Raw genomic sequence first — 16271 nt, forward strand, 5'->3', positions numbered from 1 at the left:
CGCGACATTGGCGTCCAGCGACCTGAATTTTCTCGAATTCGAGCGACCCATCGCGGAGCTCGAGGCAAAGATTGAGGAACTGCGGTACGTCAGTGATGATGCCGAGGTCAGCATCAGCGAAGAGCTCACCCGGCTGCAGGCGAAGAGCCGTCAGCTCACCGAGCAGATCTTCCGCAACCTGACGCCGTGGCAGGTCTCGCAGCTCGCCCGGCATCCCCATCGTCCCTACGCCCGAGACTACATCGACGCGATCTTCACCGACTTCGAGGAACTCCACGGCGATCGGGCCTATGCCGATGACGCCGCCATCATCGGCGGCCTGGCCCGGCTCGATGGCGACCCGGTGATGGTCGTCGGCGAGCAGAAGGGGCGCGACACCCGCGAGAAGGTGGCCCGCAATTTCGGCATGCCCCGGCCGGAAGGCTATCGCAAGGCGAAACGCCTGTTCGAGATGGCCGAGCGGTTCGCCCTGCCGGTTTTCACCTTCATCGATACCCCGGGTGCATATCCCGGCGTCGGCGCCGAAGAGCGTGGGCAGAGCGAGGCGATCGCGCACAATCTCTTCCTGCTCTCCCAGCTGCGCACGCCGGTGATCTGTACGGTCATCGGCGAGGGTGGCTCGGGCGGTGCGCTGGCCATCGGGGTCGGGGATCGGCTGCTCATGCTCGAGTACAGCACCTATTCGGTGATCTCGCCGGAGGGCTGCGCGTCGATCCTCTGGAAGAGCGCGGACAAGGCGGCGGAGGCCGCCGATGCCATGGGCATTACCGCCACCCGGCTGAATGAACTGGGGCTCGTCGATGAACTGATCGAAGAGCCCCTCGGCGGCGCCCACCGTGACTGGGGCGAGACCGCTCGACGGCTGGGTGAGGCATTGCGGCGACATTATGCCGAGGTGGTGGCGCTGGATGTCGATGCCATGTGTTCGCGGCGCTATGAGCGTTTGATGGCGCTTGGGCATTTCAAGGAATAACCCGCCAGGGCGCGGGCTTCCCCATCCGGCGCGGCTCGCCGCTGCCATGCCCCGGGATGCACTGGGCTGTGTCATCGCCTTCAGCGGTGGGCTCGACTCGACCGCGCTTCTGCACCTTGCCACGAAGGCCGACCGGCCGGTCCGCGCCATCCATATTCACCACGGTCTCCAGGCCGAAGCCGACAGCTGGGCGAGACATTGCAGCAAGGTATGCAGGGCACTCGGCGTTCCCCTGACGGTGGTCCGGGTCAACCCGGCCGCGAATGGTCGCGGGCTTGAAGACGCCGCACGTGAGGCGCGCTACGCAGCCCTTGCCGCCCGGCTGGAACCCGGTGAGTGCCTCTTGACCGCTCACCATGCAGACGACCAGCTCGAGACGCTCTTGTTGCGCATGATGCGGGGTACCGGGCCGGATGGGCTTGCGGGTATCCCGGCACGGCGGCCGTTCGGCGCCGGCTGGCTCGTGCGTCCGCTACTGGAGTTTCCGCGGGAGCGGCTGCATGCCTATGCACAGGCCAATGCCCTGCGCTGGATTGACGATCCTGCCAACGCCGACCCCGCCCAGGATCGTAATTATCTTCGCCATCAGGTCATCCCGCTGCTGACCGCCCGTTGGCCGGGCGCCACGGAGGCGGGGTCGCGACTGGCGGGGCATTCATGGCAGCAGCGCAATGTGATGCAGATGTTGCTGGCTGACCACCGTCGTCGGTGGCCGGGTCCCTCCCATGGACCGCTACCCCTTCAGGCCCTCTGGCAGAGCGATTCGAGTGTGCGCCCGGCGCTGCTGCGGGAATGGCTGCGCAACGGTGGGTGGGTCGCACCCGGGACATCCCGCCTCGAGCGGGGACTGGAGATGCTGCTCGATGCCGGCGCGGACCGCCAGCCAGCAATGGTGTGGGGGAACCGCCAGGTGCGGCGTCACGGCGGATGGCTGTATCGACTGCCCTGGCCGCTGCCGCCCGTACCGGATCCTGTGCCGGCCGATGCGTTGGGCGAGTCCGGCCGGGACGGCCTTGCAGACTTTGTCTTCGATGGCGAACCGAGCCCGGGGCTTTGGTGCAGGGCGCCGCGGCCGGGTGAGCGTCTGTCCATGCCGCGGCGCCCGGCCAAGCCGCTCAAGGAACTGCTGCGCGAAGCAGGCATCGTGCCCTGGTGGCGTCCGCGTCTGCCGCTTCTGGAGGATGGCGATGGGGAGGTGCTCGCGGTCGCGGGGCTTGGCCTCACGACGGCGGGTCAGGCGGCATGGGGAGCGGGATGCGGGGCGCCATGCTGCACTCCGCGGCGGCGGGCCGACGGCCCCGACTGGGCGTGGTTGACACCGCCGTGTTGAACCGGCCGGCGACCGGCCGCCGATTGTGCGTGTTACGGCCTTCTGCTACCTTTGTCGCCCGTCCCGTGGTGGCCTCCCGTCACCACGATCCGCCAGCAGGCCGACGGTATCATGACGCGATTCATCTTCATTACCGGCGGTGTCGTGTCCTCTCTGGGCAAGGGCATCGCCGCCGCCTCTTTGGGCAGCATTCTCCAGGCACGGGGGCTGAGCGTGACCATGGTCAAGCTCGATCCCTACATCAATGTGGACCCGGGCACGATGAGCCCGTTCCAGCATGGTGAAGTCTTTGTAACCGATGACGGCGCGGAGACCGACCTCGATCTGGGGCACTACGAGCGTTTCGTGCGCATGCGGGCCAGCCAGGATAACAACTACACCACGGGCCGGATCTACGAGAACGTCATCCGCAAGGAGCGTCGCGGCGACTATCTGGGTGGGACCGTTCAGGTCATTCCGCATATCACCGACGAGATCAAGAGCTGCATTCAGCGTGGTGCCGGCAACGCCGATATCGCTTTGATCGAGATCGGCGGCACGGTGGGTGATATCGAGTCACTCCCGTTCCTCGAAGCGATCCGCCAGATGGGTACGGAGCTCGGTCACGAGCGCTGTCTTTTCATCCACCTCACGCTGCTGCCCTGGATCGGCGCGGCGGGTGAGATGAAGACCAAGCCCACACAGCACTCGGTCAAGGAACTGCGCAGCATCGGTATCCAGCCGGATATCCTCGTCTGTCGGGCGACCATGGCCATCCCGGCGGAAGAGCGCCGCAAGATCGCGTTGTTCACCAATGTCGAACCGCGTGCCGTCATTTCGGCGCTCGACGTGGACAACATCTACAAGGTGCCGGCCATGCTGCATGATCAGTCTCTGGACAGCATCGTGGCCGAGAAGCTCGGCCTGGAGCTGCCGCCGGCGACCCTCAATGACTGGGACCATGTCGTGGAGGCGATGGAGTCCCCCCACGGCGAGGTGACCGTGGCCATGGTCGGCAAGTACGTCGATCTCGCCGATGCCTACATGTCGCTCAATGAGGCGCTGCGCCATGCCGGCATCCAGCACCGGCAGACCGTGAACATCCGCTATGTCGACTCCGAGGCGATCGAGCGCGAGGGGACCTCGCTGCTCAATGACGTGGATGCGGTCCTCGTGCCCGGTGGATTCGGCGAGCGCGGCATCGAGGGCAAGATCGCGGCGGCGGGCTATGCCCGGCGCGAGGGCGTTCCGTTCCTCGGTATCTGCCTCGGCCTGCAGGTGGCGGTGATCGAGTTCGCCCGGAATGTCGCCGGACTCGATGGGGCGCACAGCACGGAGTTCATCACCCACCCACGGCATCCGGTCGTCGCGCTGATCACCGAGTGGATGAATGCCGAGGGGCTCAAGGAATACCGGGATGCCGATTCCGATCTCGGCGGCACCATGCGGCTGGGGGCGCAACCCTCGGAGCTGGTGCGCGGAACGCGCTTCCATCGCATCTATGGCAAGGATGTGATCCGCGAGCGGCATCGGCATCGCTACGAGTTCAACAATGGCTATGAGCGCCCGCTCACCGATGCCGGGCTGGTGATCGCCGGCTGGTCAGGTGACGGGCATCTCGCCGAGGCCGTCGAACTCCCGGATCATCCGTGGTTCCTGGCCTGTCAGTTCCACCCGGAGTTCACCTCCACGCCGCGTGATGGTCACCCGCTCTTTGGCGATTTCATCGAGGCCGCCGCCGCTCACCGGAAGGCCCATGAGGAACGGCCGTCGTGAGCGTCACCGTGCAGGGCCGCCCGGTCGGGCTGGATCAGCCATTCTTCCTGATCGCCGGACCCTGCGTGGTCGAATCCCGGGGACTCACCCTCGAGATCGCGGAGCGACTCACGGAGATGACGCGGGAGCGTAATATCCCGTTCGTCTTCAAGGCCTCGTATGACAAGGCCAACCGCTCATCGGCGCGGAGTTATCGGGGTCCGGGCATCTCCGCGGGACTGGAGACGCTGGCGGCAGTGCGGGAGACCCTCGCCGTGCCGGTGCTCACCGATGTCCATGAATACACCCCGCTCGACGAAGTGGCGGACGTCGTTGACTGGCTTCAGACACCAGCCTTTCTCTGCCGTCAGACGGATTTCATCCAGGCGGTGGCGGCCCTTGGCCTGCCCGTCAACATCAAGAAGGGCCAGTTCCTGGCCCCCTGGGATATGCGTCATGTCGTCGACAAGGCCCGGGCGACCGGCAACGCCGCGATTACGGTATGCGAGCGTGGCGCGAGCTTTGGCTACAACAACCTCGTCGCCGACATGCGCTCGCTGTCGGTCATGCGGGGAACCGGCGCGCCGGTCGTCTTCGATGCCACCCATTCGGTGCAGCTCCCCGGCGGACAGGGCCATGCCTCCGGTGGGCAGCGCGAGCATGTGCCGCCGCTTGCCCGGGCCGCCGTCGGCGCGGGTGTGAGCGGCCTTTTCATGGAAACCCATCCCGATCCGGAGCAGGCGCTCTCCGATGGCGCCAACAGCTGGCCCCTCGATGCGCTGCCCGGGTTGCTGGATGCCCTTGTCGCACTGGATGCCGTGGTCAAGCAGCACGGCTTCCCGGAAATGGATCTTCAACAGGAGTGAATCATGCCTAGCATTACCCGTGTCAACGCCCGCGAGATACTCGATTCGCGGGGTAACCCCACCCTCGAGGCCGAGGTGACCCTGAGCGACGGCAGTGTCGGCCGTGCCGCCGTGCCCTCGGGCGCTTCGACCGGGGCGCGGGAGGCCGTTGAGCTGCGTGACGGGGACAAGTCCCGGTATCTGGGCAAGGGTGTCCGGCAGGCAGTGGCGAACGTCAACGGCGAGATCAACGATGCCCTGAATGGCATGGAGGCCACCGGACAGCGCGCCATCGACGAGCGCCTCATTGAGCTGGATGGTACGGACAACAAGGGTCGACTCGGAGCGAATGCACTGCTGGGCGCCTCGCTGGCGGTCGCCCAGGCGGCCGCAGAGTCCGCGGGACAGTCACTGTTCCGCTACCTGGCGCCGGCGGAATCCTATGTCCTGCCGGTCCCGATGATGAATATCCTCAATGGCGGCGCGCACGCCAGTAACAGCGTGGATATCCAGGAGTTCATGGTCATGCCGGTGGGCTTCGAGCGCTTCAGCGAGGCGCTCCGTTGTGGCACGGAAATCTTCCACGCCCTGAAGAAAGTCCTGAGCGCACGGGGCCTGTCCACCGCGGTGGGCGACGAGGGGGGATTCGCCCCCGATCTCCCGTCTAACGAGGCGGCCATCGAGGTGATCCTCGAGGCCATCGAGCAGGCCGGCTACAAGCCCGGCGAACAGGTCTGGCTGGCGCTGGATGCCGCCAGCTCCGAATTCTGCGAGAACGGCGAGTACTTCCTTGCGTCCGAGGATCGGCGCTTCGACGCCGAGGGCTTTGCCGGTGTGCTCGCCGACTGGGTCTCCCGCTACCCGATCATCTCCATTGAGGACGGCATGGGAGAGGATGACTGGGCGGGCTGGGAAAAGCTTACCCAGCGCATCAGCGAGGGGGTCCAGCTGGTCGGCGACGATCTGTTCGTCACCAACACGCGGATCTTCCAGCAGGGCATCGATCAGGGCATCGGTAATTCGATCCTGATCAAGTTCAACCAGATCGGGACCCTCACCGAGACACTGGACGCCATCGCCATGGCCGACCAGGCCGGCTACTCCGCGGTGGTCTCGCATCGCTCCGGCGAGACCGAGGACACGACCATCGCCGATCTGGCCGTGGCGAGTACGGCCACGCAGATCAAGACCGGATCCCTGTGCCGCTCCGATCGGGTGGCGAAGTACAACCAGCTCCTGCGCATTGAGGAGGAACTCGGTGACAGGGCGCGCTATGCCGGGAGCGACGCGTTCCCGAACCTGCGTCGCATGGGCGCCTGACCCGATCCATGCGCTGGCTGGCCGCGGGGCTGCTTCTGCTTCTGCTCCTGCTGCAGTCACGCCTGTGGCTGGGCGAGGGAAGCATCCCCGAGGTCATGCATCTGCGCGAGGCGGTGGAGGCGCAGCGCGTCGAGAATGAACGACTGGATGAGCGTAATCGTGCGCTCGCGGCCGACGTCGCGGATCTCCGCCAGGGACTGGATGGCGTCGAAGAACGGGCCCGCCGGGACCTCGGCATGATTGGCGAGGATGAGCAGTTCTACCGGGTGATCGAGCCCGATGAATAGCCCGCTCTACTGGGGTCTGGTCGCCGCCGCGGGACAGGGACGAAGGATGGCCCGAGACGACCTGCCGAAGCAGTATCACCGGCTCGCCGGGCGGAGCGTGCTTGCATGGTCGGTGGACGCGCTGCGGCAGGTATCGGGTATGGCGGGGGTCATGGTCGTCAGGGCCCGGGGGGATGATAGCGACTGGGCGCGGCTGGGCCTGGACAGCGCCACCGATGTGCGTAGCTGCCGGGGCGGCCATACCCGTCAGGCGTCAGTGCTCGCAGGGCTTGAGGCGCTGCGCGCCTGGGGAGCGGCTGATGGGGATCGCGTCCTCGTCCATGACGCGGCGCGACCGGCAGTGACGGCGGCCGCCATCCAGCGCCTGATCGAGGCCGTCGGGGACGATCGCGATGGTGGACTGCTGGCCGTGCCGGTCCGCGATACCCTCAAGCGTGCCGATGAGCACGGCCGCGTCAGGGAGACGGCGGATCGGACGGGGCTGTGGCAGGCCATGACACCGCAGCTCTTCCCTCTGGGACGGCTGCGCGACGCACTGGTGGCCTGCGCCGATATGGCGGTGACCGACGAGGCCCAGGCCATGGAGCGCGGGGGCGCCCGCCCACGGCTGGTGATCGGCGACCCGGCTAACATCAAGTACACCTACCCCGATGATGCGCGTTGGCTGGAGCACGCGCTGCAGGATCAACGAAAGGGGGGAGACGGATGATTCGGATCGGGCAGGGAGCGGATGCCCACCGGCTGGTGCCGGATCGCGACCTGATCCTCGGTGGTGTCCATGTCGATTTCAGTCAGGGGCTCGCCGCGCACTCCGATGGCGATGTCCTGTTGCACGCGATCAGCGATGCGCTGCTCGGAGCGGCCGGCGCTGGTGATATCGGCCGGCATTTTCCGGATACGGATGCCGCCTACGCCGGAATCGACAGTCGCATCCTGCTGCGGCAGGTGGCTGGTTGTCTAAGCGAGCGGCGCTGGCGGGTGATCAACGTGGACGCCACGGTGATCGCCCAGCGTCCCAGGCTCCAGCCCTACCTCGACGCCATGACGGCGAATATCGCCGCGGATCTGGAGGTCGGCGCCGAGCGTGTGAACGTCAAGGCGACCACCATGGAGTGGATGGGTTTTACAGGACGTGGTGAAGGGATCGCTGCCACGGCCGTGGCCCTGCTCGAAGGCCTATGACCGGTCTGCCGGAATGGTCCAGGGCCTGGGGGGCGCCGGTCGGTCATGCCCGGGTGGCGGTGCGCCCCGAAGACTTCCGGGTGGACGAGCGCCTCGGTTTCGCGCCAGCGGGAGAAGGCCCCCATCTGCTCGTGCGCGTTCGCAAGCGGCGGCTGTCCACGGCCCGTGCGATGCAGGCCCTGGCGGGGCACTGGCAGGTGGAGAGGCGTCAGATGGGTCATGCCGGGCGCAAGGATCGACACGCACTGACCACTCAGTGGTTGTCGGTTCCCTGGCCACCGGGGGCATCGCTGCCTCCGACCGGATCGATACCGCTGGATCAGGAACCGGATGCCCGCCTCGAGGTGATCGGGGTCACGCGACACCGCAGAAAACTGCCGGTGGGGGCACTGGCCGGCAATGACTTCCAGCTCACGCTCCGGGATGTCGAAGCCTCCGCCGACGCGTTGCGGCCCCGGGTTGTGACGATTGCCCGGTATGGCGTTCCCAATTACTTTGGGCCGCAGCGGTTCGGACGCGACGGCGACAATCTGGTCCGGGCACGCCGATGGTTCGCCGGCGAGGCCGGACCGCGCTCCCGGAATGACCGGAGCATGCTGCTCTCGGCCGCCCGGGCCGCGGCTTTCAACGCCATCCTGGACGACCGCGTGCAGGCCGGTGACTGGTGCGGCGCCGAACCGGGGGAGATCCTGACGCTCGATGGACGCGGGAGCGTGTTCATGGCCGAATCCGGCGATCTCCGGCATAACCGTCTCCGCGCCGCCGGTCTGCGCGTGCATCCGACGGGGGCGCTGCCCGGGAGCCCGGGACGGAGCCTCGCGCCGCCGCCGTCCCTGGCGGCTCGGGAGCGCGCGGTACTGCAGGACTGGGACGATCTGGTGGAGGGGCTTGTCGACAAGCGTCTCGAGGCGGCACGCCGGGCCCTGCGACTGAGTGTGAGGGCACTCGCCGTCAGATGTCTGGATGGGCGGACCTGGCGACTGTCCTTCCGGCTGATGCGCGGTGCCTATGCCACTGCCGTGCTGCGCGAGCTGGTCGAATGGGGCGATGACTGATCAGCGTCGCAGGAGGACGTAGAGCGCTCCGGTCCCTCCGTCCACCGGGCGGGCCGAGCAGAAGGCCAGGACGTCATCGCGCTGCCGGAGCCAGCGGTCGACCTGGCCCTTGAGCACCGGCCCCGCATTGGATGAACGGCGTCCCTTGCCATGTATCACCCGGATGCAGCCAAGATGCCGGCGGTGGCATTCGTTGAGGAAATCCGTCAGCAGGCGGCGCGCCGAATCCACCGTCTGTCCGTGCAGGTCGAGCTCGGCCATGACACTGAACTCTCCGCGGCGAAGCCGCCTCAGTGTCCGGCGCTGCAGTCCGGGCCGCGCATAGGCCAGGGCCTCGCCGAGCTCCGCGCCCAGCTCGCTGCCATCGCGCTCACCATGGGCAAGCTCCCGCAGCACGGCGCGATCATCGGCATGGCGCTGACCGGGCACGGGGGGCGGGCGTCGCCGGCGCAGTTCGGCGTTCTGGCGGGTACGAATCGGGCGCACGTCGGCCATCGCGGCGCGAAAAAGCGCGGTATCCGGGTCCTCGTCATGCATTGCTGGCTCCCGTAGCGCTTGCGGATCGGTATAGTACACGGGCGGTAGCGCAAGGAGAAAAGAGCATCACATGAGAATTCTCGTCAGCAACGACGACGGTTACCGTTCCACCGGTATCGGTACACTCGCCGCGGCGCTCGCCGAACGGGCCGAGGTCACCGTGGTGGCCCCCGAGCGGGATCGGAGCGGAGCCAGTAATTCCCTGACGCTCGACTGGCCGGTCCGTGTCCAGGAGGCCTCGCCCGGCGTGTACGGCGTGGAGGGTACGCCGACCGACTGCGTCCATCTGGCCATCACGGGGCTGCTTGACGCGCTGCCTGACATGGTGGTCTCCGGCATCAATGCCGGCGGCAACCTCGGTGACGATGTGCTCTACAGCGGGACCGTGGCCGCCGCGATGGAAGGCCGGACGCTTGGCCTGCCCGCGATCGCCATCTCCCTCGTGGGCAGTCATCCCCGGCACTATGACACCGCGGCCGAGGTGGCGCGGCGGCTGATGGATCGGTTGCATCATGAACCGCTGCCGGCCGATACGATCCTCAACGTCAACGTCCCCGACCGGCCCTGGGAGGAAATCGGTGGCATCGAGGCGACCCGACTCGGGCAACGGCATCGCGCGGAAGCAGCGATTCATGATCTTGATCCCAAGGGCCGCAGCATCTATTGGATCGGCCCTCCGGGTGCGGAGCAGGATGCCGGCCCGGGGACGGATTTCGATGCCATCAACCGCGGATTCGTCTCGGTGACGCCCATCGAGGTGGATCTGACCCGCTATCCGGCCCTCGATCAGGTCGCGGGCTGGATCCAGGGACTGCATTGATGGAAGGACATCGCCTGCAGGGCATCGGGATGACCTCGCGCCGGACGCGGGAGCGCCTTGCGGGCCGGCTTGGCGACGCGGGCATACGCGACGTCCATGTGCTCAACATCATCCGGCAGATCCCGAGACACCTGTTCGTCGACGAGGCACTCGCCTCCCGGGCATACGAGGACACGGCGCTGCCCATCGGTCATGGACAGACCATATCGCAGCCCTTTGTGGTTGCGCGCATGACGGAGCTCCTCATCCGTCACGGCGCGCCGGGGCGAGTGCTGGAGGTCGGGACGGGATCCGGCTATCAGGCGGCGGTCCTCTCTGCCCTGGTCGAGCGCGTGTACACCATTGAGCGAATCCGGGCGCTGCATGAGCGAAGCCGGCGACTGTTCCGCCAGCTCGGCATCACCAATATCCGCCAGCGCCTCGGTGACGGCCATGCGGGTTGGGCCAACGCGGCTCCGTTCGATGCGATCATCCTGACGGCGGCGCCCCAGGCGATTCCCCAGGGGTTGTTCGAGCAGCTCGGCGAGGGCGGTCAGTTGCTGGCACCGGTGGGCGATGGCGATGCGCAGGAGCTGCGGGTCTACCATCGCGACGGCGATGCCCTGGTGGAAGAGGCCGTCGAGCCGGTGAGCTTCGTGCCGATGCTGGGTGGCACCGAGTAATGCCCCTCTTCACCGCGCTCTACGATCGCGTGCTCCGCTGGTCGGCCCACCGGCGGGCGCCGTGGCTGCTCGGCGCCCTCAGCTTTGCGGAATCGTCTTTCTTTCCGATTCCGCCGGACGTCATGCTGGCCCCGATGAGCATCGCGCGTCCCAGGCATGCGGTCCGTCTGGCCACGATCACGACACTGACCTCGGTAGCCGGCGGCGTCCTCGGTTATCTCATCGGGCTGCTGGGGCTGGAGCTGGTCCTTCCCCTGATTGTCGACGCCGGCTATGAACCGGCCTATGAACAGGCCAGGACCTGGTTTACGCAGTGGGGTTTCTGGGTCGTTCTGGTGGCGGGCTTCTCGCCGATCCCGTACAAGGTGTTCACCATCGCCGCAGGTGCGATGGCGGTGGCCTGGCTGCCGTTCGTGATCGCCTCGCTGCTGGGACGCGGTGCAAGATTCTACCTGGTGGCCATGCTGCTCGCCTGGGGCGGGCCGCGCGCCGAGCCATGGCTGCGTCGTTACATGGAGCGAATCGGGTGGTTGAGTGTCATCCTCCTGCTGGTGATCGTGCTCGCGCTGTCGCTCTGAGCCGGCAATTCGCCCTGGCGTTGCTGCTTTTCATGCTCGCCGGTTGCAGCGAATTCGACTATGCGTCCGATCGCCATCTGCGCGAGGCAGGCATCAGCGCCGGCACCCCCGGGATCCATACCGTCCGCCAGGGTGACACGCTCTATCAGATTGCCTGGGCCTATGGCCTGGACTTCCGCGACGTGGCCCGCTGGAACGCGATCGGCGAACCCTATGTGATCTATCCCGGCCAGCGACTGCGTCTGCGCCCTGCGGCGGGCAGCGGGGCCGGCACGGCAGGGGCCGTTGCGCCGACGCCCGACAGCGATTCAAGTAACCGGACGCCCGCGGAAGCAGAAGAGCGGATGCCTGCGGTCGCCCGGCGAGAGCCCCTGAGCGGTCCGGTGGCATGGCAATGGCCATCCGAGGGTCGGCTCGTCCGTCGCTATGACCCCGGGGCCCTGGGCAAACGCGGGATCGGCATCGCAGGCGCCCCCGGCAGTCCGGTGAAGGCGGCCGGTGCGGGCGATGTGGTCTATAGCGGAGACGGCTTACCCGGATACGGCAACCTGGTCATCATCAAGCACAACGAGCGCTTCCTCACCGCCTACGGCTACAATCGGGAGCTGCTCGTGGAAGAGGGTGACCGGGTGCGGGCCGGGGAGACCATCGCCCGCATGGGCGCCAGCGGCCAGCGCCCGGGCGAGCTGCATTTCGAGGTGCGGGAGCGGGGCGAACCGGTCAATCCGGTGAGTTATCTGCCGTAGCGCCGCGGGTCAGCGGTCGATGATGAGCGCGGCGACAACGCGCCGCCCTTCGGACATCAGCACGTTGTAGGTCCGGCAGGCCGACGCGGTATCCATGATCTCCAGTCCGATCCCCGCCTGGAGCAGGCCGAGCATCAGCTCGCGATCAGGGAATGTCTGGCGGGCGCCGGTGCCCAGCAGAACCACCTCGGGCTCGAGATCGTGGACCGCCGCCAGATGCCCGTCGGTGAGCGCCTGCAATGACGCGGGGCCCCATTCGGTGACCAGTGTGTCCGGGGTGACCAGGAGGCTCTCGGCATAACGGACGTCGTTGATGCGGATCCCGTCATCCGAATAACCCTGAATATGGTACGCGCCATCGGCGCCGTCGAGGCTCATCTTCATGACGGCACGATAGCGAGCGGCAGGGGGGTGGGGCAAGCCAGGCCGCCGTGCCGCGTTATTTGACACCGGCAGGGGGCAATTTTAGCGTTCACCGTTTATCATGACGCGGAGCGGGGATTTTCCGCATGCACACTCAACTATCGGCCCGGGGTACTGCCTTGAACGAGGAATTCCAGCGCATCAAGCGCCTCCCGCCCTACGTGTTCAACATCGTCAATGAACTCAAGGCTCAGGCCCGTGCCCGGGGCGAGGACATCGTCGACTTCGGCATGGGCAATCCGGACCTCCCGACCCCGCGGCATATCGTCGATAAGCTGGTCGAGGCGGCCCAGCGACCGGATACACACCGCTACTCGATGTCGCGCGGCATACCGCGTCTGCGCCGGGCGATCACGCGCTGGTATCACAGCCGCTACAATGTGGCGCTGGACCCCGAGACCGAGGCGATCGTGACCATCGGCTCGAAGGAGGGGCTCGCGCATCTGGCCCTCGCCACGCTGGGTCCCGGAGATGCCGTGCTGGTCCCCAATCCGGCCTATCCGATCCATCCCTACGGCGTGGTCATCGCCGGGGCGGATATCCGTCATGTCCCGTTGGTCGAGGGTGGCGATTTCTTCACCGAGCTGGAAAAGGCCATCAAGGACACCTGGCCCAAGCCGAAGATGCTGATCATCAACTTCCCGGCCAACCCGACGGCGCAATGCGTCGATCTGGGCTTCTTTGAGCGGGTGGTGGAGATATGCCGCGAGCATGGCATCTGGGTCGTGCACGATCTCGCCTACGCCGATCTCGTCTATGACGGCTACGAGGCGCCGTCGATCCTCCAGGTGCCGGGGGCCCGCGAGGTGGCGGTGGAGTCGTTCTCGCTGTCGAAAAGCTACAACATGCCGGGCTGGCGCGTGGGTTTTCTCTGCGGCAATGACAAACTGATCGCCGCACTCGCGCGGATGAAGTCGTACCTCGACTATGGGATGTTCACGCCGATTCAGGTCGCGGCGATTCATGCGCTGGAGGGGCCTCAGGAGTGCGTCAGCGAGATTCGGGAAACCTATCAGGGCCGGCGCGACGTGCTGTGCGACGGCCTGGAGGCCGCCGGTTGGCCAGTGACGCGGCCCCGGGCGACGATGTTCGTCTGGGCGCGGATTCCGGAACCCTATCGCGACATGGGATCGCTGGAGTTCGCCAAGAAGCTTTTGCGCGACGCCGGCGTCGCAGTCTCACCCGGGATCGGCTTCGGTGAGTATGGCGATGAATACGTCCGTTTCGGTCTGATCGAGAACCAGCATCGGACGCGGCAGGCCGTGCGTGGTATCAAGCAGATGCTGCGCCGGGATGGTCATGGGCAGTAAAGAAAAGGGAGACAACCTCTTGGATCCGGTAAAGGTCGGGGTGCTTGGACTGGGGACGGTTGGCGGCGGCACCGTCAATCTGCTGGAACGCAATCGCGATGAAATCACCCGTCGCGCAGGGCGGCCCATCGATGTGGTGCGGGCGGCGGCTCGCCATCCCGATCGTCCGCGGACCTGCAGCACTGAAAACATCCATCTCGACTACGACGCCCAGGCCGTCGTGGACGATCCTTCCATCGAGATCGTGGTCGAACTCATCGGTGGTGAAACCCTGGCCAAGGAACTGATCCTGCGCGCCATTGATAACGGCAAGCACGTCGTCACCGCCAACAAGGCGCTGATCGCCCTGCATGGCAACGAGATCTTCTCCCGGGCGCGGGAGAAGGGCGTCACTATCGGTTTCGAGGCGGCCGTTGCGGGCGGTATCCCGATCATCAAGGCGGTCCGCGAGGGGCTGGTCGGCAACCGGATCGAGTGGCTCGCCGGCATCATCAATGGCACCAGCAACTTCATCCTCACCGAAATGCTCTACGCGGGCCGCGCCTTCGGCGACGTCCTCGCCGAGGCACAGCGGCTTGGCTATGCCGAAGCCGATCCCACATTCGATGTCGAGGGCGTTGACGCCGCACACAAGCTCACGATTCTGGCCTCCATCGCATTCGGTATTCCGCTGCAGTTCGACAAGGTCTTCATGGAGGGCATCGGCCAGATCAGTACCGACGATGTCGCCTACGCCTCGGAGCTGGGCTTCCGCATCAAGCATCTGGGCATCTGCCGGCGGGAGGGGGATGGCATCGGCCTCCGGGTCCATCCCACACTCCTGCCGGAGCGTCAGCTCCTCGCCAATGTGGACGGTGTGATGAACGCGGTCATGGTGAATGCCGACCCACTGGGGCCGACGCTGTACTACGGCGCCGGCGCTGGTGCCGAGCCGACGGCCTCCGCCGTGGTCGCTGATCTGGTGGACGTTGTCCGGGAGTTTACCCTGGAGCCCGAGAACCGCGTCCCATACCTGGCCTTCCAGTCGCATTCGCTCTCGGATGAGCCCGTGGTCGGCATGGACGCGGTGGAGACCGCCTATTACCTCCGCGTCGAGGCACAGGATGAGCCGGGTGTGCTGGCCGATATCACCGGCATTCTCAGCAACGCTGGCATCAGTATTGAGGCGGTGATCCAGAAGCAGCCGGCACCGGGCGCGGAGACGGTCCCAGTGATCCTGCTCACCCATCGGGTGCGGGAGGCGCGGATGAACGAGGCCTGTGAGCGCATTGAGGCACTGGAGGCCATCCATGGCAGTATCACCCGCATTCGGGTGGAGGCACTCCTGTGAGCGGTCAGAATCACTACACCGGCCTGATCGGCGCCTATGGCGACCGGCTGCCACTCGCCCGCAATGCCCGGCCGATCAGTCTTGGCGAAGGGAATACCCCCCTGATCCGCCTCGAGAATCTGCCCGGATCGCTGATGCATGACGTTGAGCTGTACGTCAAATATGAGGGGCTCAACCCGACCGGATCATTCAAGGACCGGGGCATGACGGTGGCCGTGACACAGGCGGTCGCGGAGGGGAGCCAGGCGATTATCTGCGCCTCCACCGGTAACACCTCGGCCTCGGCGGCGGCCTATGCCGCCCGGGCGGGGATCAAGGCCTTTGTGCTCATCCCCGACGGGAAGATCGCCATGGGCAAGCTTGCCCAGGCCATCATGCATGGAGCCGAGGTGCTGCAGATCCGCGGTAACTTCGACGATGGCATGCGGATCGTCAAGGAAATGGCGGAGCAGGCCCCTGTGAGCCTGGTCAATTCAGTGAATCCCTACCGCCTTCAGGGTCAGAAGACCGCGGCGTTTGAGATCTGCGAGGCGCTGGGGCAGGCGCCGGACTATCACTGCCTCCCCGTCGGTAACGCGGGAAATATCACCGCCTACTGGATGGGCTACAGCGAAATGGCGCTGGCACCGGGCCAGAAAGGGACACTGGCCTGCGGTTTCTGTGGCGGCGACTGTGCCTATCATCAGGGCCGCGTGGCAGCCCGTCCGGTGATGGTCGGCTACCAGGCAAGCGGATCCGCTCCGTTCCTGCGGGGCGGGCCCGTCACGCATCCGGAGACGGTGGCCACCGCCATCCGGATCGGGGCGCCGCAGAGCTGGGATTATGCGCTCACCGCATCGCGGGAGTCCGGCGGCTGGTTTGACGAGTTCACCGACGAGGCGATCCTCGAGGCCCAGTGGTTGCTGGCAAGCCGCGAGGGCATATTCTGTGAGCCGGCCTCGGCGGTCTCAGTGGCCGGCGCCATGCGGGATATCGAGAACGGACGGATACCGCCGGGCAGCCGGGTGGTATGCACGTTGACCGGCCATGGATTGAAGGATCCGGATGTCGCCCAGCGGCATGCCGAAGCGGCGGTGACCACGGTGGATGCCGATTCCTCGGCGGTTCGGCAGGCGATCCTCGGCAAGATGTCCTGAGTC

General features: G+C 66.4%; 18 protein-coding genes. 16 read left to right on the forward strand and 2 right to left on the reverse strand.

Annotated elements, in window-relative coordinates:
- The first annotated feature begins 7 nt into the window (after nucleotides 1-7).
- The 9 genes from V6X63_RS00565 (at nucleotide 8) to truD (ending at nucleotide 8726) form a co-directional block, all read left to right on the forward strand.
- Entirely contained in the window at nucleotides 8-973 is a 966-nt protein-coding gene (locus tag V6X63_RS00565; RefSeq protein WP_367977857.1) for an acetyl-CoA carboxylase carboxyltransferase subunit alpha, read from the forward strand.
- A gap of 46 nt (nucleotides 974-1019) precedes the next feature.
- The gene (tilS, locus tag V6X63_RS00570) at nucleotides 1020-2303 is read left to right on the forward strand and encodes a tRNA lysidine(34) synthetase TilS (protein ID WP_367977858.1); all 1284 of its coding nucleotides are present in this window, start codon (nucleotides 1020-1022) and stop codon (nucleotides 2301-2303) included.
- A gap of 111 nt (nucleotides 2304-2414) precedes the next feature.
- Complete coding sequence (locus V6X63_RS00575; RefSeq protein ID WP_367977859.1) at nucleotides 2415-4058, forward strand: CTP synthase; 1644 nt, start codon at nucleotides 2415-2417, stop codon at nucleotides 4056-4058.
- Entirely contained in the window at nucleotides 4055-4903 is an 849-nt protein-coding gene (kdsA, locus tag V6X63_RS00580; protein WP_367966648.1) for a 3-deoxy-8-phosphooctulonate synthase, read from the forward strand. Before V6X63_RS00575 ends, kdsA begins: the two co-directional genes overlap by 4 nt.
- 3 nt (nucleotides 4904-4906) lie before the next feature.
- On the forward strand, nucleotides 4907-6202 hold the full coding sequence (eno, locus tag V6X63_RS00585) for a phosphopyruvate hydratase (RefSeq protein ID WP_367966649.1): 1296 nt from the start codon (nucleotides 4907-4909) through the stop codon (nucleotides 6200-6202).
- Nucleotides 6203-6210: 8 nt separating this feature from the next.
- Nucleotides 6211-6489 (forward strand): cell division protein FtsB, encoded by a 279-nt coding sequence (ftsB, locus tag V6X63_RS00590; protein WP_367966650.1) that lies wholly within the window; start codon nucleotides 6211-6213, stop codon nucleotides 6487-6489.
- Nucleotides 6482-7198, forward strand: coding sequence for a 2-C-methyl-D-erythritol 4-phosphate cytidylyltransferase (gene ispD / locus V6X63_RS00595; protein WP_367977860.1), 717 nt, complete (start codon nucleotides 6482-6484; stop codon nucleotides 7196-7198). The genes ftsB and ispD overlap by 8 nt, the downstream gene beginning before the upstream one ends.
- Nucleotides 7195-7671 carry a 2-C-methyl-D-erythritol 2,4-cyclodiphosphate synthase gene (ispF, locus tag V6X63_RS00600; protein WP_367977861.1) on the forward strand — a complete coding sequence of 159 codons (477 nt, stop codon included), beginning with the start codon at nucleotides 7195-7197 and terminating at the stop codon, nucleotides 7669-7671. Before ispD ends, ispF begins: the two co-directional genes overlap by 4 nt.
- Complete coding sequence (gene truD / locus V6X63_RS00605) at nucleotides 7668-8726, forward strand: tRNA pseudouridine(13) synthase TruD (protein WP_367977862.1); 1059 nt, start codon at nucleotides 7668-7670, stop codon at nucleotides 8724-8726. The genes ispF and truD overlap by 4 nt, the downstream gene beginning before the upstream one ends.
- Here truD and V6X63_RS00610 read toward each other — a convergent pair whose 3' ends face one another.
- Nucleotides 8727-9263 carry a Smr/MutS family protein gene (locus V6X63_RS00610; RefSeq protein WP_367977863.1) on the reverse strand — a complete coding sequence of 179 codons (537 nt, stop codon included), beginning with the start codon at nucleotides 9261-9263 and terminating at the stop codon, nucleotides 8727-8729.
- Nucleotides 9264-9333: 70 nt separating this feature from the next.
- On the opposite strand from V6X63_RS00610, the gene surE reads away from it, so the two are divergent.
- Genes surE through V6X63_RS00630 form a run of 4 tightly spaced genes read left to right on the forward strand, consistent with a single transcriptional unit; the run spans nucleotide 9334 to nucleotide 12069 of the window.
- Complete coding sequence (gene surE, locus V6X63_RS00615) at nucleotides 9334-10083, forward strand: 5'/3'-nucleotidase SurE (protein ID WP_367966655.1); 750 nt, start codon at nucleotides 9334-9336, stop codon at nucleotides 10081-10083.
- On the forward strand, nucleotides 10083-10745 hold the full coding sequence (locus V6X63_RS00620; protein ID WP_367966656.1) for a protein-L-isoaspartate(D-aspartate) O-methyltransferase: 663 nt from the start codon (nucleotides 10083-10085) through the stop codon (nucleotides 10743-10745). Before surE ends, V6X63_RS00620 begins: the two co-directional genes overlap by 1 nt.
- Complete coding sequence (locus V6X63_RS00625; RefSeq protein WP_367977864.1) at nucleotides 10745-11323, forward strand: YqaA family protein; 579 nt, start codon at nucleotides 10745-10747, stop codon at nucleotides 11321-11323. Before V6X63_RS00620 ends, V6X63_RS00625 begins: the two co-directional genes overlap by 1 nt.
- Nucleotides 11272-12069: a peptidoglycan DD-metalloendopeptidase family protein gene (locus V6X63_RS00630; protein ID WP_367977865.1), complete on the forward strand. Its 798-nt coding sequence runs from the start codon at nucleotides 11272-11274 to the stop codon at nucleotides 12067-12069. Before V6X63_RS00625 ends, V6X63_RS00630 begins: the two co-directional genes overlap by 52 nt.
- Nucleotides 12070-12078: 9 nt before the next feature.
- Here the strand turns inward: V6X63_RS00630 and V6X63_RS00635 are convergent, their stop codons facing one another.
- Nucleotides 12079-12453: an Mth938-like domain-containing protein gene (locus tag V6X63_RS00635; RefSeq protein ID WP_367966659.1), complete on the reverse strand. Its 375-nt coding sequence runs from the start codon at nucleotides 12451-12453 to the stop codon at nucleotides 12079-12081.
- Between the two features lie 125 nt (nucleotides 12454-12578).
- On the opposite strand from V6X63_RS00635, the gene alaC reads away from it, so the two are divergent.
- The 3 genes from alaC to thrC are packed head-to-tail and all read left to right on the forward strand — an operon-like array spanning nucleotide 12579 to nucleotide 16268.
- A complete protein-coding gene (gene alaC, locus V6X63_RS00640; RefSeq protein WP_408022290.1) occupies nucleotides 12579-13802 on the forward strand; it encodes an alanine transaminase in 1224 nt (407 codons plus the stop codon).
- Nucleotides 13803-13821: 19 nt separating this feature from the next.
- Entirely contained in the window at nucleotides 13822-15132 is a 1311-nt protein-coding gene (locus V6X63_RS00645) for a homoserine dehydrogenase (RefSeq protein ID WP_367977866.1), read from the forward strand.
- On the forward strand, nucleotides 15129-16268 hold the full coding sequence (gene thrC, locus V6X63_RS00650; RefSeq protein ID WP_367966662.1) for a threonine synthase: 1140 nt from the start codon (nucleotides 15129-15131) through the stop codon (nucleotides 16266-16268). The genes V6X63_RS00645 and thrC overlap by 4 nt, the downstream gene beginning before the upstream one ends.
- The last annotated feature ends 3 nt before the right edge of the window (nucleotides 16269-16271 follow it).

This window comes from Spiribacter onubensis (genome assembly GCF_040838425.1).
Taxonomy (GTDB): Bacteria; Pseudomonadota; Gammaproteobacteria; order Nitrococcales; family Nitrococcaceae; genus Spiribacter; species Spiribacter onubensis.

Coding starts and splice junctions, on each gene's coding strand:
- tilS (WP_367977858.1), top strand. CDS start 1,020: ATGCCCCGGGATGCACTGGGCTGTGTCATCGCCTTCAGCGGTGGGCTC.
- V6X63_RS00620 (WP_367966656.1), top strand. CDS start 10,083: ATGGAAGGACATCGCCTGCAGGGCATCGGGATGACCTCGCGCCGGACG.
- surE (WP_367966655.1), top strand. CDS start 9,334: ATGAGAATTCTCGTCAGCAACGACGACGGTTACCGTTCCACCGGTATC.
- truD (WP_367977862.1), top strand. CDS start 7,668: ATGACCGGTCTGCCGGAATGGTCCAGGGCCTGGGGGGCGCCGGTCGGT.
- alaC (WP_408022290.1), top strand. CDS start 12,579: ATGCACACTCAACTATCGGCCCGGGGTACTGCCTTGAACGAGGAATTC.
- ftsB (WP_367966650.1), top strand. CDS start 6,211: ATGCGCTGGCTGGCCGCGGGGCTGCTTCTGCTTCTGCTCCTGCTGCAG.
- V6X63_RS00635 (WP_367966659.1), bottom strand. CDS start 12,453: ATGAAGATGAGCCTCGACGGCGCCGATGGCGCGTACCATATTCAGGGT.
- eno (WP_367966649.1), top strand. CDS start 4,907: ATGCCTAGCATTACCCGTGTCAACGCCCGCGAGATACTCGATTCGCGG.
- V6X63_RS00625 (WP_367977864.1), top strand. CDS start 10,745: ATGCCCCTCTTCACCGCGCTCTACGATCGCGTGCTCCGCTGGTCGGCC.
- ispD (WP_367977860.1), top strand. CDS start 6,482: ATGAATAGCCCGCTCTACTGGGGTCTGGTCGCCGCCGCGGGACAGGGA.
- ispF (WP_367977861.1), top strand. CDS start 7,195: ATGATTCGGATCGGGCAGGGAGCGGATGCCCACCGGCTGGTGCCGGAT.
- V6X63_RS00575 (WP_367977859.1), top strand. CDS start 2,415: ATGACGCGATTCATCTTCATTACCGGCGGTGTCGTGTCCTCTCTGGGC.
- V6X63_RS00610 (WP_367977863.1), bottom strand. CDS start 9,263: ATGCATGACGAGGACCCGGATACCGCGCTTTTTCGCGCCGCGATGGCC.